Genomic DNA, 14,920 nt, shown 5'->3' on the forward strand with positions numbered 1-14,920 from the left:
TTTTATATGGTTAAAATGTGGCGTGTGTTGGCGGTGCTTTGTGTGGGCATCGGGCTTAGCTCCAGCGCGCTTGCGGCGAGCTTGCCTCCTATTAAGGGCAAGGCATTAGCTCTCTCTAGTCATCCTCTAGCTGATAAAATTGCCCAACGCGTCTTAGATGAGGGGGGGAACGCGATCGATGCAGCAGTAGCAATGGGCTATGCGTTGGCGGTGGTGCATCCAGCAGCGGGTAACTTAGGGGGTGGGGGCTTTGCGGTGATTCATCTAGCCAATGGGGAGAATATCACTTTAGATTTTAGAGAAAAAGCTCCACTCAAAGCAACTAGAAATATGTATTTAGACAAAGAAGGCAATGTAATTCCCAAATTAAGTACCGATGGCTATTTAGCTGCAGGAGTGCCTGGCACCGTAGCTGGCATGGATGCCATGCTAAAGAAATACGGCACGCGTAAACTAGCAACCTTGATTCAACCCGCCATTGACTTGGCTCAAAAGGGTTTTAGACTCACGCAACGGCAGGGGGAAACTATGTTAGATGCCAAGCCTCGCTTTGCCAAGTATGCTAGTAGTCGCAAGTACTTCCTCAAAAAGGGTTCAGTTGCCTATAGTGCTGGAGATCTCTTGGTGCAAAAGGATTTAGCTAAAACCCTCACTCTCATCAAGAATGAGGGCGCAAAGGCATTTTATAAGGGTGCAATCGCAGATTTGATTGCAACAGACATGAAGAAGAATGGGGGGATTATCACTAAAGAGGATTTGGCCCAATACAAAGTGGTGTGGCGTAAACCCATTGAAGGCAGCTATAGAGGCTATAAAATCATCTCTATGGCTCCTCCCAGTTCAGGGGGTACGCACATTATTCAAATTCTCAATACGATGGAAAACGCTGATATTAGCGCGTTAGGTTTTGGCTCCAGCCAAACAATCCATGTCATGGCAGAAGCCATGCGCCAAGCCTACGCAGATCGTTCGGTTTTTATGGGCGATCCAGATTTCACCACCGTTCCCACCGAAAAGCTCACTAGCAAGGCTTATGCGAAGAAAATCTATGAGGATATTTTACCCAACAAGGCTACTGATAGTGCCAAAGTACAACCAGGGTTAGGACAGATCCATGAGGGCAAGAATACCACGCACTATTCTGTCGCAGATAAATGGGGCAATGCGGTGAGCATCACCTACACCGTGAACGACTACTACGGCAGTGCGGCTGCGATCAATGGAGCGGGCTTTTTGCTCAATAATGAAATGGATGATTTCTCCATTAAACCCGGTGTACCCAATCTCTACGGATTAATCGGGGGCGATGCCAACGCTATTGAGCCGGGCAAACGCCCCCTTAGCTCCATGTCGCCTACCATTGTGCTCAAACACAATAAGGTCTTTATGGTGGTGGGCAGTCCTGGGGGAGCGCGCATTATTACCACGGTCTTACAGGTGATTAGCAATGTGATCGACCATGGAATGAATATCTCTCAAGCGGTGAGTGCTCCGCGCTTTCACATGCAGTGGTTGCCTGATGAAATCCGCACGGAGCCCTTTGGCATGGTCAAAGATGTACAAGAGAATTTGGAGAAGATGGGTTATAAAATTGTGGTAAAACCCGTGATGGGTGATGTGAATGCGATTGTTGTCGATCAGAAAAGTCGTGTGATGTATGGGGCGCAAGACCCCCGTAAAGAGTTCTAATGGCACACCAGTTAGAAATCGTTGGAACGGATTGTGCGCAGGTGGGGATTGTGCGCAATAACACGCAAGAGTGGATGTTTTTTCAAAGTTACCCCTTTATCCAGAGTGAGTTGTTAGCGCATGGGAGTGCGTGTGTGCACCCTAACCCAAAGCGCGTGCTCATTACTGGGGGGTTTGATACGCAAATCGCCTTTGAATTGCTCAAACATGAAGACATACATGTGGATTTTGTGCAGGAAGACCATGCAATGCTGGAGAATTTGCACGCTTTTCTACCTCAGTTTAAAGAGACCAAAACCCATGCCCGCTTCAAGCTCTATAGTAAAATCCTCGATTTAGACTTGCAACCCTATGATATCATCATTTTATTGAGCACTCCCACGGCTCATCAAGTGGATGGGCTGCAGCGCATGCTAGCTCCCAAAGGTTTTATGGTTTCCACAGCCCCCAGTCCTCTTCTGGAACAAGAAGCCTTTAAAGACACTTTGAAGGATCTACAGGCGTGTGCGCAGATTTTAATGCCCTTTAATACTCCTTATGCGCCTACTCCTCAAATTTATCTCTTCATCTCCAAGCACTATCACCCCTTGGCCGACATGTTGCTCCAAAAAATCGACATGCTCGATGGATTGCGTTATTACAATGCTGAAATCCACCACGCTGCCTTTGCTCAACCTCAGTGGCTCAAGGGTGCGTGCGCAAGATTGCTCAAAAATTGAATCTACAAAATGCGCTCGTGCTCACCGGGGGGATTGGCACAGGCAAGAGCACTGTAGCCAACCTCTTGCGCTTGCATGGCTACCACGTGCTAGATGCGGATCAGATCGCCCACGACCTCTTTGAAAAACACAATGCAGAAATTGCGCATCTCTTTCCTCAAGTGGCAATCAAAGACACCATCACGCGTCAAGCCCTAGCTCCCCTTATCTTTAGCGACGGGGCAGCGCGTGCTAAACTGGAAGCTCTGCTTCACCCCAAAGTGCGTGCGGCAATACTCGATCAAGCCCAACAGCTAGAAGCCCACCGCCAACTCTACTTTTTGGACATTCCTCTTTACTTTGAAGTAAAGGGACCAGAAAGTTACGGCATCTCTGATGTGGTGTTAGTCTATGCTCCTAGAACTTTGCAAATCCAGCGTGTAGCCAAGCGCGATAAACTCAATCTAGATCAAATTTTGGAGCGCCTTAACGCGCAGATGGATATTGAAACCAAAAAGGCTCTTAGTTCTTTTATTTTGGACAATTCCAAAGACCTTAGACATCTCCAACAAGAAGTAGAAAAACTGCTTGTAGAGTTAAAACACACCGCCACTAACGATAAAGAATCTAGATCGTGATTGCGCGTTACCACCAGGTGCGCTGAGAACCCACACCCGCTCAAACACAAGCCACACGCTTGCAGAGCGGAATTCTGCCCGGCGATTAAACCTTTAAAAACAACGCAGAGTAAGTTTAGCGCTCAAGCTAAGTTGCATGCGGCGTGGCGCACTCTCATGGGCTAGAGCAAAACGGGTAAAGTTATCTTCAGCAGAGTAAAAGCTGAGGTCTCTGATGAGGCATTGCTTACCTAAAGTCTTTGCAAAGAGATCGCGCTCTTGTTGCGCTTTATTTAAGAGCAAAGTTTGCAGACCGGCACGATCTTTTGCGTCGACTCGCAGGTGCAGGGCGGGTGTGTTGAGCACAAAAAAAGTGTTTTCTGCAGCAATCCTAGCGATCTGATCGCGCAATTTTTCATAGGCTCCTGCCTTTGTCACATCAAACTCGCAAGCCATACCAGCATACAGCCGATAGCCTGACAATGCCTGTTTGTGCTCGACAAAATTATAACTAGGACGCAAGCTATAACTGGTCTCTTGACATAACTTGCTCTCCTTGGCCAAAAGGTTGATCTGCTTGAAGGCATTTTTAATGCTCTCTTCTTGTTCAACGCTCAAATTCTGTGCATTCAACAGCGCGCTCCCACTGCTAAAAAGCAACTGCACGCTGTAAGCTTTGGGAGTAACCTGTTGGCTTTCTTTAAGCTCTAAGTTGATCTGACTAGCCGGAGCTCTAACGCTATGCCTTCCCAACACGAAACGCTCAAATGCCAACCCCCCGATGAACAATCCCAGGGTTACAATCACAGCCACCGCCAATTTCACATATTTCATACGCGTCCTTTTTATACCATTCTAACATGTCTATGAAGTTCTAGGGAACTTCTATGGCATCTAAGGTCTGCAGGCGCGTCACCATAGTATTCACTTCTCCAAGATTGTAATGGTCTTTGAGGCTGTCCAAAATTTCGTGAATGAGCACCAAACTTTCCGATCCCAAAGCCTTTTCCAGCTCAATATTGTCTTTACTATTGGTAACCACACTTCGGTAGACATTCATTTTTAACACAATCCACTCGATATGGCGCATGATGTGCTCTAGCCCACTCTCCAGCTCTTTGGATTTATCCAAACTCTCATGGCTATTATCCACAAAGGTTTTGAGCACTTTTAGAAATTCCTCAAAGTGTTGTTGGATGCCTGAGCTCAGAGAACTCACTTCGCTAAATTCCTTGCCTAACTTGACAATATCCTCTTGAAAGTGACTAAAACTCGCCTTAATACTGCTCACTTCCTTGGTCACTTTTTCAGCTAATTTGCGGATTTCATCAGCCACGACGGCAAACCCGCGCCCGTGCTCCCCGCTTCTAGCCGCTTCAATGGCTGCATTTAGGGACAATAAATTGGTCTGATCAGCGATGTCGCTGATCACATTAGTAACCTGCATGACAAAGTCCATCTTATTGCGTAAATCATCCATGACCACATTCACATTATTGCAATTATCACTGAAATGTGCCAAATCTGCACGAATGGTTTCAATTTGCTTCTGACTTGTCAAAGAGTTTTCTTCAATGTGTTGCACCAACTCTTTGTTTTGTGCAGACTGCTTGACTTTATCATCAAGCTTGGCGAGCACATCCCTGATTCCCTTAGCTCCCCCGTCCATGTTCGCTAATTTCGACACAATCTCGCTATTGTTAATTGCCGTGATTCCTTTAACATGAGTCTCTACATGCTGTGCGTACTGCTTAAACACTCCACGATAGCCTTCATGGAAAATATTACGATAATCCCTACCTTCGTGCGCTGCTTTGACGCAGGCATCCATTTCTCTAAACACCGATTCGATTTGATCAAGCAAATCATTGAGGCCATGCGCGATCGCTGCATAAGGGCTTTTTTCATCAATTTCTGTAATGCGGTGCTCCAAGTGACCATCGCGCACAGCCATCACACAATCTGCGATTTTTCGCAGAGAATCATCCTTCTTCGCTGTCAACCAACCCAGCATATACGCTCCCTATAGTCGTTGTAATCTATTGACCCAAGCATGGTAGTCACAGCCCTCTTCTTGCAGAGTATCTTCCAAGAGCGTTGTGCTCGCTTGTATCCCTCCACGCTTTTCCGCATCTAACAAATTTTTATACAAGGCACTTACAATACTCACAGCTTTCCTATTGGGTGCACGGCGCACGGAATAATAGCCCACCACCATACCATTGGCATCCACGGACACCGTCACATTTGCAAAAACCCAGTAGAAATCTCCGTTGAAAGTTTTATTCTTGACATAGGCAAAAATTTCCTGTTTCTGCTTGATAGCCCCCCACATCATCTTGAAGATTAACTTAGGCATGTCAGGATGGCGCACCACATTGTGTGGCTTGTGCAACAAATCCTTTTCTCCATTTCCTCCTACAATGTCTATAAAAGGTTTGTTAGCGTAGGTGATCACACCTTTGGTGTTGGTTTTAGTCACCAAAAAGTAATTCTTATCTACAAACTTCTCCATCAACACTCCCTAGGGCTCATTCTAAGACACTTATAACAAATCTCGTCAAATATATCATATACCGCCTCAAAAAAATATCACGCTAAAAGATTTTCCAGTTGTTGCACAATGTGACGGCCAATGGGCAATGCCGAAGTGGCTGCTGGGCTAGGGGCGTTGCATACATTTACACTGCGTTCCGTATTACAGAAGAGAAAATCTTCAATGAGCTCCCCCTCATTGCTCACCGCTTGCGCACGCACTCCAGCTGGGTGGGGTTGCAAATCCTCTAAGCGCAAAGAGGGGCAATACTTTTGCACCAAAGATAGATAACTCTTCTTACAAAAGGAGTGCTTGAGCTCTAAGAGACCCGCACTGAAATATTTGGCAATTACCTTTCTCACCCCTCTATGCATGATCATCTCTTTCAAATCCTGCAAACCCACATCACTCTTTAAATATCCCTCTCTTTTAAAGGCCAACACTGCATTAGGGCCAACGGTTACACTCCCATCAATCATCTTTGTCAAATGCACTCCTAAAAAAGGCATACTCGGATCGGGAATGGGATAGATTAAGTGCTTGACGATTTGATTATGCTGACTAATAAGCTTGAAATACTCTCCTCTAAAGGGACAAATGGTGAAATCTGGCACAATGCCCAACATGCGCACTAAGCGATCGCTATGCAGACCACAACACGAAATGAGATAATTACTCTCGAATACCCCATTTGATGTGCTGATCTTAACCCCTCTAGCGTGCTCGCTAAGACCCACCACTTGGGCATTGTAAATGACCTCTCCACCTCTCTCTTTAAAGCACCTGGCCATTGTCTGTGTAACTTCTACATAGCTTACAATACCACTTGTAGGAAAAAATATGCCTCCCAAACCCACGATGTTTTTTTCCATTTCTCTGAGCTCTTGGGCATCTAAGCACACTCTCTCTAATCCGTTCTCTTTTGTGCGCTCCAAGAGGTCCTGCATTCTACGCATCTCTAATTCATCACTAGCTACCAATAACTTGCCACATTCTTCGTAAGGGATGGCGTGATTGGCGCAAAACTCTTTAGTCGCCCTATTGCCTTCGTAGCAAAAACGGGCTTTGAGCGTGCCAGGGGTGTAGTATACGCCGGCATGGATCACGCCACTATTGCGCCCTGTTTGGTGCATGGCACTTTGGGATTCCTTTTCCAAGAGCACTACCTTGAAGTCGGGGTATCTCTCCAGCAACTGCATCGCGACAGAGTGCCCCAAGATTCCCCCCCCCACGATGGCGCAATCGTAAATCACAGCCATGCTTTAGAAGTTTTTAAAGTCTTTATAGCGGCTGAAAGGATTGGTGCTAAAAGAAAAGTAGCCTCTTTGACGCATCAACTCCCGCCGCAAATTTGGATGCGCCTGAAACCTATCCCGCCCGTGTAACCAAAAAAGGTTATTGATGAGTAAGAACTGCCCCACTGGGACCGGAAAAGATAACTTAGCCTTGGAGTTTTCCAAGGAATCGCCCAAGTCAGCCAAATACACGCCCTCCTCGTAATCTTTGGGCTGTGCAAACTGATCGATGTAGAGCATGACGGGGTTGGCATGGCTATCGGCTTCAAAGACGGGATGATAAACATCGCTGGTAACATTCTTGCTAGGAGGCGCAGACCAGCGCATCACTCTCTTAGCCAAATGGTGATTGTAGAACTTGTCTAGCTCCTCCCAATCATCTAGGTGTAGAAGTTGCGAATCTCCCCCCTCCATGTTTTGTTCGTCAATCTTATACATCAACACATAGTCGGTCACCTCGTTGACGAAAGTCCCGTCGTTGTGTAATTCCAAAGGCCTATCAGGCTTTCTCAGATAGCTATCTGAATTGTCGGTGTTGAGCACGGCCCAACGGGCATAGAACTGCCCGGTCATCAAGTCAAAATTAGAGCGTCCAATCAGATGCACAAAAGCCGTGGCAATTTTGACCATTTCATCGCCCTGTTCAACACGATCAACTCCCTGTGGGTTGACCAATAACGCACCCGTGTTGCGATCCCCCAGAGATTTTTCTAAGAAAGGTTTGAGTTTGTGCTCGCAAAGCGCGTCTAAAATTTGCGCTACCCTGAAACGCAAGAAGGATTTATATTCCAAAGCTTGCACGGGATACACTGCAATTTCTTCGAGGAATTTCTCGATAGTGTCTTGGCTTAAAGTAACTTGTAAGAGCCGTTGGGAATAAGAAGTGGGTTCTACGCTAAAAGCTTTTGTTTCTATATGATAGGCCATCTACTCTCCTTTATATTAGACTAAAATTTTTGAGGCTCCAGCCAACGATCCACAACACCCTGAAAGAACGCGGATAGTGGCTAGTACCTACATCGTAATAATTGCAAATTTTGTTAAGATATTGGCAAGAATCGAATAATGATTTGATATTTCTTGTTACTTGTGTAGACTTTTTGGAACTTTTAAGTGAGAATACACACCTCCTCTTGTAATAAAATCCCAAAAGATTCAAAAACCTGTTCTTTAGCTAGGGCAATCAAATCTAGGGCCTCCTCAAAGTGCGCGCCCCCTATATTGATGAGAAAATTGGCATGCGCACTAGAAAAGCCCACCCGTCCCAAGCTAAACCCCTTAAGCCCCACCGCCTCTAATAGCCTGCCGGCAAAATCCCCGGGCGGGTTTTTAAAACAGCTCCCAAAACTGGGCTTCTTGGGGTGGTAGGCGCGCATTTGTTTACATTCTTGTAAAATGCCTTCTCTAAAACCACGCTTCTTTTGCAAGCGTACCCCAAAGACCACGCCCTCAAACGCGCTAGTACGATACGCCAAACCTAACGCTTCTGTGTCCACCCATGTCCCATTGATATTGGCTTGTAACACGACATTGCTCATTTGATGGACTTTCATTCCTGCATTCATCTTAAGCAATCCGCCCACACTTCCAGGCAACGCGCTTAAAAATTCTAGTCCTCCTAAATTGTGATCTCTAAAATAGCCAAAGAGTTTTTGCGCGCTCGTCCTCGCCCCCACCTCTACAAAACTTCCCATATCCTCTATATAGTCAAAGCAACGATCTAGAATCGCTAGATTGCGCGCATGGGGGGAAACTAAGAGATTATTGCCCAAGCCTACCATCTGCACCTCATAGCTCCCGCAAGCGCGCAACAACGCCACCTCCACTCTGCCCCCGATTTTCACACTGGAATATTTAGAAAAATCCAAGACCATTTAAGATACGAGTTTAGGAATCAATTTAAACAACATGCTGGTGTAATCTAAAAGCATGTTAAGCATCCAAGGCATGGTAATTACAATCACGGCGATCACAGCCAAGATTTTAGGCACAAAGGATAGGGTCATCTCGTTAATTTGTGTGGTTGCCTGAAAAATGCTCACCAAGAGCCCCACCACCAAACCCACCAAGAGTACGGGCAAGGAGATCATTAAGGTGATCTTATAAGTTTCAATGGCAAGTTTCATGAGCTGGGCTTCCATGCGCGTCCTCACATGAATTCTTGTAGGCGGTTAGCTTGTTGCATCCACGCTCGGAGTTTGTCCCACTCCTGGGCTTCCAGCCAGCCCTTCACCTGCTGTATCTCTGCAATAAAGAGCTCCAAGGCCTCCAAAATATGCCCCTGATTTTGCACAAAAATCCCCCGCCACATGTCAGGGGAACTCTTAGAAAGTCTGCTCATGTCCCTAAACCCTCCAGCGGCTAAAGAGAGAATATTTTGCGGGCTCTCTTGGGCTAAAACCACATTGGCTAAAGCATAACTAATCGCATGGGGCAAGTGGCTTACAAAGGCGACATGACGATCATGCTCTGATGCGCCCATTTTGACCATCTGCATGCCAATGGCACTAAAGAGCTCCTTAGCGCGTTGTAGGTGGAGGGGCGCGCTTCTGTCGCTATCCACCAACACCACAATTTTATGTTTATACAAATCTTTCAGGGCAGCTTTGGGACCATGAAATTCTGTGCCACACATTGGGTGAGTTGCTACCACCTGGAGGCGGATGGCTTGGGGAATGGCACGAATCATCTGCATTTTTGCTCCACCTAACTCGATGATAGTGCTCGTGGGCGCAGGTTTGAGGTGGGTTAAAATCTCAATCATACCCTCTATGGGAGTGGCCAAAATGATGAGATCGCACTCTTGAATTTGAGCCAGTTCTACACACTCCTCCACAAGTCCCAAACTCAAGGCCATTTGGGCGTGTACGGGGTTACGATCAAAGCCCACAAGGCTTCTAATCCCTAACTGGGTGCGTACTTCCTGCAAGGCTAACCCCATTGAACCTCCCATCAAACCTAACCCAATAATGCCAAGACGCATTAAGGCACCAAGGCTATTTCTAGCACATCTTCAATATGGCACACGGCTTTAATTTCCATATTCTCTTGCACTTCTTGAGGAATGTCTTTTAAATCTCGTTGGTAGTTTTTTTCGGGGATTAAAGCAGTCTTAATGCCTGCCTTGAAACTGGCAATGAGTTTTTCTTTTAACCCACCAATGGGTAAAACCCGCCCACTTAAAGTGAGCTCGCCCGTCATTGCCACATCTGCACGCACCTTCTTATCGCATAGAATAGAGGCAATGCTCGTGGCCATCGTGATCCCCGCACTAGGACCATCTTTGGGGGTAGCCCCCTCTGGCACATGCAGGTGGATGTCATAGAGATTATAGATTTTACCCTCTTTACTCTTTTTCTTTTTGGGAGTGAGCGCGTCTTCATCGATGAGCACTTTCACCACAGAGTGGGCGATTTGGGCAGACTCCTTCATCACCTCACCTAAGCTTCCAGTAAGCTTTAAAGTCCCTTTGCCCTTGAGTTTGATTGCCTCGATTTTGAGCACATCTCCGCCTACACTCGTCCATGCCAGACCATTGACGATTCCCAAAGCGTCCTTTTGATCGATCGGATCGATTTCAAAGACAATTTTGTCTAAGAAAGCAGGGATATTCTGGGGAGTGATGTGGATTTTGCGGCTGGGACGGCCTCGTTTACGCACGCCTATTTGGTCTTCAGAAGAGCTTTTAGGAGCTTTTTCCTCTTGATCGTGCAGGATTTTCTTAGCACATTTGCGCATGATAGTCGCAATGGAGCGTCTAAGCCCACGCACCCCTGCCTCGCGGGTGTATTTTTCAATGATGAGTTTCACTGCTTCGGGAGCAAACACGACCTCAGCAGGTTTGAGGGCGTGCTTTTTGAGCTCCTGAGGGATGAGGTAATTGAGCGCGATTTGTTCCTTTTCTTGGGGGGTGTAGCTAGATACACTGATAAATTCCATGCGATCCCTCAAGGGTGGGGGAATGGTTGCTGTGTCGTTGGCAGTGGCGATGAAGATGATCTTAGAAAGGTCAATGTTAAAGTTAGTGTAGTAATCTCTAAAACTGGTGTTTTGTTCAGGATCAAGGATTTCTAAAAGTGCGCTGGCGGGATCGCCACGCATGCTTTTATCCACCTTATCGATCTCATCAAGCACCATCACGCAATCCATTTTCTTAGCCTCAATCAAGCCCTGCACGATGCGCCCGGGCATAGAACCTAAATAAGTGCGCCGATGTCCCCTTAACTCGTTGACATCCTCTAATCCTCCTAGAGCAATGCGCACAAGCGGACGGCTAATTGCCTTAGCAATGGAGTTAGCTAAGCTGGTTTTACCTACTCCAGGAGGACCATAAAAACATAGAATTGTGCCCTTAGTTTCTTTATTCTCCTGTTTGCGCAAGCGCATTAACTCCATTGTGGCGAAATACTCGACAATACGCTCTTTAGGCTTTTCTAAGCTATAGTGGTCGACATCGAGTTGTTTTTCGACATCCTTAATAGAGAGCTGTTTTTCGCTATATTGCCCAAAGGGAATATCTAACACCCATTCGATGTAATTTTGTAAAATTCCTACATCTGAGCTATCCTGGTGGATACGGCTTAAACGCTCAATCTGCTTCTTGATCTCCTTGTGGATTTCTTGCGTGATGAAAGGTTCAATCGCCTTGAGCTTTTGGGTATATTCTTGGATTTCCTCATCACGCTGCTTATCAATGCCCAATTCCTTTTGAATCTGTTTGAGCTGCTCCTTGAGGAAGTATTCCTTATTTACCTGCTCCATTTTGCTATGGACCTTGCTCTTGATCTCTTTTTGCAATTTCTGGGTTTTGATTTCTTCCATCACCAAATCGATGAGGTCCAAGAGTCTTTCTTCGGTGTTGTCGTTGGCGAAGAGTTTATAGGATTGTTCTTTTTTGAGACGCAACGCGGAAGCGATCAGGTCAACTATGCGGTTAGGATCGCTATTATCATCAATGGCGCGCAAGAGATCGGGGGGGAAAAACTGGCTAATATTAGCTAGATTACCCACTTTTTCTTTGAGAATCTCTAAAATGGCGTGGGTCTTATCGTGATCGTAATCCTTGTAGGTAATCACCTCCACCATAGCCTCTAGCGGATCATGCGATTGAATGTTCAAAACCCTACCCTTGCAAATCCCTTGAAAGAGGATTTTCATGCGGTTATCAGGTAACACTACCTTGCGCACAATGCTCCCAATCACACCTACATCGTAGAACTTTTCTGTCCCACTATCTGTCCCATTTTTGGCACAACTCACGAAAATCAGATCGTTTTTATCCTGAGTAGCCTTATTGGCTGCCTTGATATTGGCTTCGCTATTGATAAAAATGGGCGCGATCATGAAGGGATACATAAAATTCTCTTCATCGACAATCACGGGCACTACACTTGGAAATTTTTCTGTCATTTTGTCCCTTACCAGTTAAATATCGCTACATACCAAGGCATATAGGATTTCTTGGGATGAGTCTCTTTTTCTAATACTTCGTCCACGCGCTCTAAATAACGCTTTACTCCTTCTTTCTGGTGGCGTTTTTTGTAAACATTGGCGATGGCGCGATTTAATTCGTTTTGCCCTAGAATGAATTTAACCTGCATATACTCCACCTGGTTGATAAAGCGACTATTAGGGTATTTGTCTACAAAGTCATTGAGCATGCCAATAGTGTTAGACATAAACTCCTGATCCTTGCTGTGGTTTTTAAAGGAGTAATAACGCGCCTGAAGCTTGAGGTATTTGAGGTAGTCGATATTATCCTCATTGCCAAATCGCTTGATATACTCATCAAAATAGTATTCTGCCAAAACGAACTCTTTTTTCTTTAAATGCGCCTGTCCTAGAGCAAGCATGGCTATAGGCACAAGGGGCGAATTGATGTGTTCGCTCTGCAGGGAAGAGTAGTAATTGTCTGCAGTTTCTAAATTCATGAACAAAATTTCGCGCAAAATCCCTTTATACCAAAAGATTGCTGGGCGGTTGTAAATTGCATCCTTGCCTTTCTTGGCACAACCTAGCCACAGCACCGCACACGCTAACGAGAGCCACAACACACGCATACAGATTCCTTATTCTCTAAAACTCTCATTATACCAAAAAACCCACTCACTAAGCCCTAGAATTGATTTTTAGAGTGGATTGTAGTAAAATCAGGACTTTTACATTATGCGCAAGGGCTGGAATGTTGTTTAGTGTCAAATCCCCCATTTTAGGGTTTGAGCAGGTCTCTAAAATGGAGCTAGAAAAAATTGATGAGATTTTTATGCGCTTGCGCAACGCTGATGACATCGCCCCCACCTTTACTTTAGTCAATCCCTTTGCCCTACGCAATTATGAATTTAATATTCCCATTGCCCTGCAGGTTTTGCTCAACCTCGATCAGGCCCAAAATATTTTGATTGCCAATATCATGGTTATTCAAAACCCCCTCAAAGAATCCACGATTAATTTTCTAGCCCCTTTAGTATTTAACTTCGATCACCAACTCATGGCGCAAGTGGTGCTGGATAGCTCCCAATATCCCCACTATCATATCTCTGAAAAGATTGCTAACTTTTACCAAGAGCAGGAGTGTCCATGAAAACGCGCTTGCTCATTGTTGGCTATGGGCGCATGGCGCAGGCCATGTTGAAGGGCTTTGCCCAAAACGCCCATAAATTAGAGAGTTATCAAATCCAAATCACGGGGCGTAATCCCAACAAAGTCCATGATTTCTTAAAATCTTTGCCCCTTGAGATGGAAACTTTGCCCCCATCGCACACACTTGATATAGATAATGCAAATGTGCTCTTAGCTGTGAAACCTTATGCTTTGGGGAATTTCTCCTACAAGGGAAGGGCGTGCATGGTGTTGAGTGTCTTGGCAGGGGTTGGCGTAGACACACTAAAAGAACATCTTGAAAGTAGTGTATATGTGCGTTGCATGCCCAATATTGCCGCTCAACACCACCTTTCTGCGACCAGTATGTATGTAGATTTCTCATGTTTGTTGAAGATGCCCCATGAAAGCGAGCATATCAAACAGCAAGCCCACACCCTTTTAGAGTGCCTAGGGAGTGTGGTGGAGGTGGCTCAAGAGAATCTTATCGATGCCTCGCTGGCTACAAGTGGGAGCTCTCTAGCCTTTTTAAGCATGGTAGCCCAAGCCCTAGTGAGTGCGGGCGTGCGAGAGGGGCTAAGTGTAGATCAGGCCTCAAGCTTGGTTAAGCAAAGCTTTAAAGGATTTGCTAAACTCTTAGAAGAGCAGAGTCCTCAAGAGATCATCGATAGCATTTGCACCCCCGGGGGTGCAACCATCACGGGTTTGAGCGTGCTCGAAGAGAAGGCTTTTAAAGGCATTTTAATGCAGGCATGCCATGCAGCTGTGCGCAAAGGGCGCACCAAATCTAAATCTGAGGAGTAGGACATGGAGCATCGGTTATTTACTTTTGCAGGATTATTGAGTTCAGATCATAGCTTTATCATTGGGTTTTACACGATCGTGTGTGCGCTTGCCACTCTCTTGATTGGCAAGATTGCCGCGAGTAAATTGCAAATGGTGCCTTTCGGCTTGCAGAATGTCTATGAAGCCACTATCGAAGGGATTTTACATGTAGCTAAAGATGTCATTGGAGAGGAATTAGCCCGTAAATATTTCCCCTTAGCGGGCACAATTGCGCTTTTTGTCTTTTATTGCAACATGATTGGAATTATTCCAGGATTTGAAGCCCCTACGGCTAACTGGAGTTTTACTCTCGTGTTGGCTCTCATTGTCTTTTTCTACTACCATTTTGAGGGTATTCGCACCCAAGGTCTGATCAAGTACTTTAGCCATTTTCTAGGGCCTGTGAAGTGGCTCATCCCCATTATGTTGCCTGTGGAAATTGTCTCTCACCTCTCTAGGATTATCTCGCTCTCTTTCCGTCTCTTTGGGAATATCAAGGGAGATGATATGTTCTTGCTCATCATGCTCTTGCTCGTGCCATGGGTTATCCCCATTGCTCCCTTTATGGTGCTCTTTTTTATGGGTATCTTGCAGGCTTTTGTATTCATGATCTTGACCTATGTCTACTTGGCAGGTGCAGTTCTTGTAGATGAAGATCATTAG

At 45.7% G+C, this 14,920-nt stretch carries 16 protein-coding genes; 6 read left to right on the plus strand and 10 right to left on the minus strand.

Annotation, left to right across the window (positions count from 1 at the left end):
- The first annotated feature begins 15 nt into the window (after nucleotides 1-15).
- The 3 genes from ggt to coaE are packed head-to-tail and all read left to right on the plus strand — an operon-like array spanning nucleotide 16 to nucleotide 3,025.
- On the plus strand, nucleotides 16-1,689 hold the full coding sequence (gene ggt, locus C6H04_RS03915) for a gamma-glutamyltransferase (protein WP_411709977.1): 1,674 nt from the start codon (nucleotides 16-18) through the stop codon (nucleotides 1,687-1,689).
- A complete protein-coding gene (locus tag C6H04_RS03920; protein ID WP_104695031.1) occupies nucleotides 1,689-2,408 on the plus strand; it encodes a spermine/spermidine synthase domain-containing protein in 720 nt (239 codons plus the stop codon). Before ggt ends, C6H04_RS03920 begins: the two co-directional genes overlap by 1 nt.
- Complete coding sequence (gene coaE / locus C6H04_RS03925; protein WP_411709975.1) at nucleotides 2,384-3,025, plus strand: dephospho-CoA kinase; 642 nt, start codon at nucleotides 2,384-2,386, stop codon at nucleotides 3,023-3,025. The genes C6H04_RS03920 and coaE overlap by 25 nt, the downstream gene beginning before the upstream one ends.
- Before the next feature lie 93 nt (nucleotides 3,026-3,118).
- On the opposite strand, the gene C6H04_RS03930 is transcribed toward coaE, so the two are convergent.
- The 10 genes from C6H04_RS03930 to bamD all read right to left on the minus strand — a co-directional run bounded on the left by C6H04_RS03930 (nucleotide 3,119) and on the right by bamD (nucleotide 12,894).
- On the minus strand, nucleotides 3,119-3,838 hold the full coding sequence (locus C6H04_RS03930; protein WP_104695032.1) for a hypothetical protein: 720 nt from the start codon (nucleotides 3,836-3,838) through the stop codon (nucleotides 3,119-3,121).
- Between the two features lie 40 nt (nucleotides 3,839-3,878).
- Nucleotides 3,879-5,018: a methyl-accepting chemotaxis protein gene (locus tag C6H04_RS03935; protein ID WP_104695033.1), complete on the minus strand. Its 1,140-nt coding sequence runs from the start codon at nucleotides 5,016-5,018 to the stop codon at nucleotides 3,879-3,881.
- Nucleotides 5,019-5,027: 9 nt separating this feature from the next.
- Nucleotides 5,028-5,519: a PAS domain-containing protein gene (locus C6H04_RS03940; RefSeq protein ID WP_104695034.1), complete on the minus strand. Its 492-nt coding sequence runs from the start codon at nucleotides 5,517-5,519 to the stop codon at nucleotides 5,028-5,030.
- A 77-nt stretch (nucleotides 5,520-5,596) separates the two neighbouring features.
- Complete coding sequence (gene lhgD, locus C6H04_RS03945) at nucleotides 5,597-6,799, minus strand: L-2-hydroxyglutarate dehydrogenase (RefSeq protein ID WP_104695035.1); 1,203 nt, start codon at nucleotides 6,797-6,799, stop codon at nucleotides 5,597-5,599.
- A 3-nt stretch (nucleotides 6,800-6,802) separates the two neighbouring features.
- The gene (glaH, locus tag C6H04_RS03950; protein WP_104695036.1) at nucleotides 6,803-7,762 is read right to left on the minus strand and encodes a glutarate dioxygenase GlaH; all 960 of its coding nucleotides are present in this window, start codon (nucleotides 7,760-7,762) and stop codon (nucleotides 6,803-6,805) included.
- Nucleotides 7,763-7,944: 182 nt separating this feature from the next.
- On the minus strand, nucleotides 7,945-8,709 hold the full coding sequence (locus tag C6H04_RS03955; RefSeq protein ID WP_104732380.1) for a UDP-N-acetylmuramate dehydrogenase: 765 nt from the start codon (nucleotides 8,707-8,709) through the stop codon (nucleotides 7,945-7,947).
- Nucleotides 8,710-8,976 carry a flagellar biosynthesis protein FliQ gene (gene fliQ / locus C6H04_RS03960; RefSeq protein WP_013469567.1) on the minus strand — a complete coding sequence of 89 codons (267 nt, stop codon included), beginning with the start codon at nucleotides 8,974-8,976 and terminating at the stop codon, nucleotides 8,710-8,712.
- 8 nt (nucleotides 8,977-8,984) lie between these two features.
- On the minus strand, nucleotides 8,985-9,818 hold the full coding sequence (locus tag C6H04_RS03965; RefSeq protein ID WP_104732381.1) for a prephenate dehydrogenase: 834 nt from the start codon (nucleotides 9,816-9,818) through the stop codon (nucleotides 8,985-8,987).
- A complete protein-coding gene (lon, locus tag C6H04_RS03970) occupies nucleotides 9,818-12,244 on the minus strand; it encodes an endopeptidase La (RefSeq protein ID WP_199766149.1) in 2,427 nt (808 codons plus the stop codon). Before lon ends, C6H04_RS03965 begins: the two co-directional genes overlap by 1 nt.
- An 8-nt stretch (nucleotides 12,245-12,252) precedes the next feature.
- Nucleotides 12,253-12,894, minus strand: a complete 642-nt coding sequence (bamD, locus tag C6H04_RS03975) for an outer membrane protein assembly factor BamD (protein ID WP_104695040.1) — start codon at nucleotides 12,892-12,894, stop codon at nucleotides 12,253-12,255.
- A gap of 122 nt (nucleotides 12,895-13,016) precedes the next feature.
- On the opposite strand from bamD, the gene fliW reads away from it, so the two are divergent.
- From fliW to C6H04_RS03990, 3 genes are read left to right on the plus strand one after another with little or no spacing between them, the layout of a single operon-like run.
- On the plus strand, nucleotides 13,017-13,415 hold the full coding sequence (gene fliW / locus C6H04_RS03980; RefSeq protein WP_104695041.1) for a flagellar assembly protein FliW: 399 nt from the start codon (nucleotides 13,017-13,019) through the stop codon (nucleotides 13,413-13,415).
- The gene (gene proC / locus C6H04_RS03985; RefSeq protein WP_233709779.1) at nucleotides 13,412-14,236 is read left to right on the plus strand and encodes a pyrroline-5-carboxylate reductase; all 825 of its coding nucleotides are present in this window, start codon (nucleotides 13,412-13,414) and stop codon (nucleotides 14,234-14,236) included. The genes fliW and proC overlap by 4 nt, the downstream gene beginning before the upstream one ends.
- 3 nt (nucleotides 14,237-14,239) lie before the next feature.
- Nucleotides 14,240-14,920, plus strand: coding sequence for a F0F1 ATP synthase subunit A (locus C6H04_RS03990; RefSeq protein WP_104695042.1), 681 nt, complete (start codon nucleotides 14,240-14,242; stop codon nucleotides 14,918-14,920).

This window comes from Helicobacter salomonis, assembly GCF_900197775.1.
Taxonomy (GTDB): domain Bacteria; phylum Campylobacterota; class Campylobacteria; order Campylobacterales; family Helicobacteraceae; genus Helicobacter; species Helicobacter salomonis.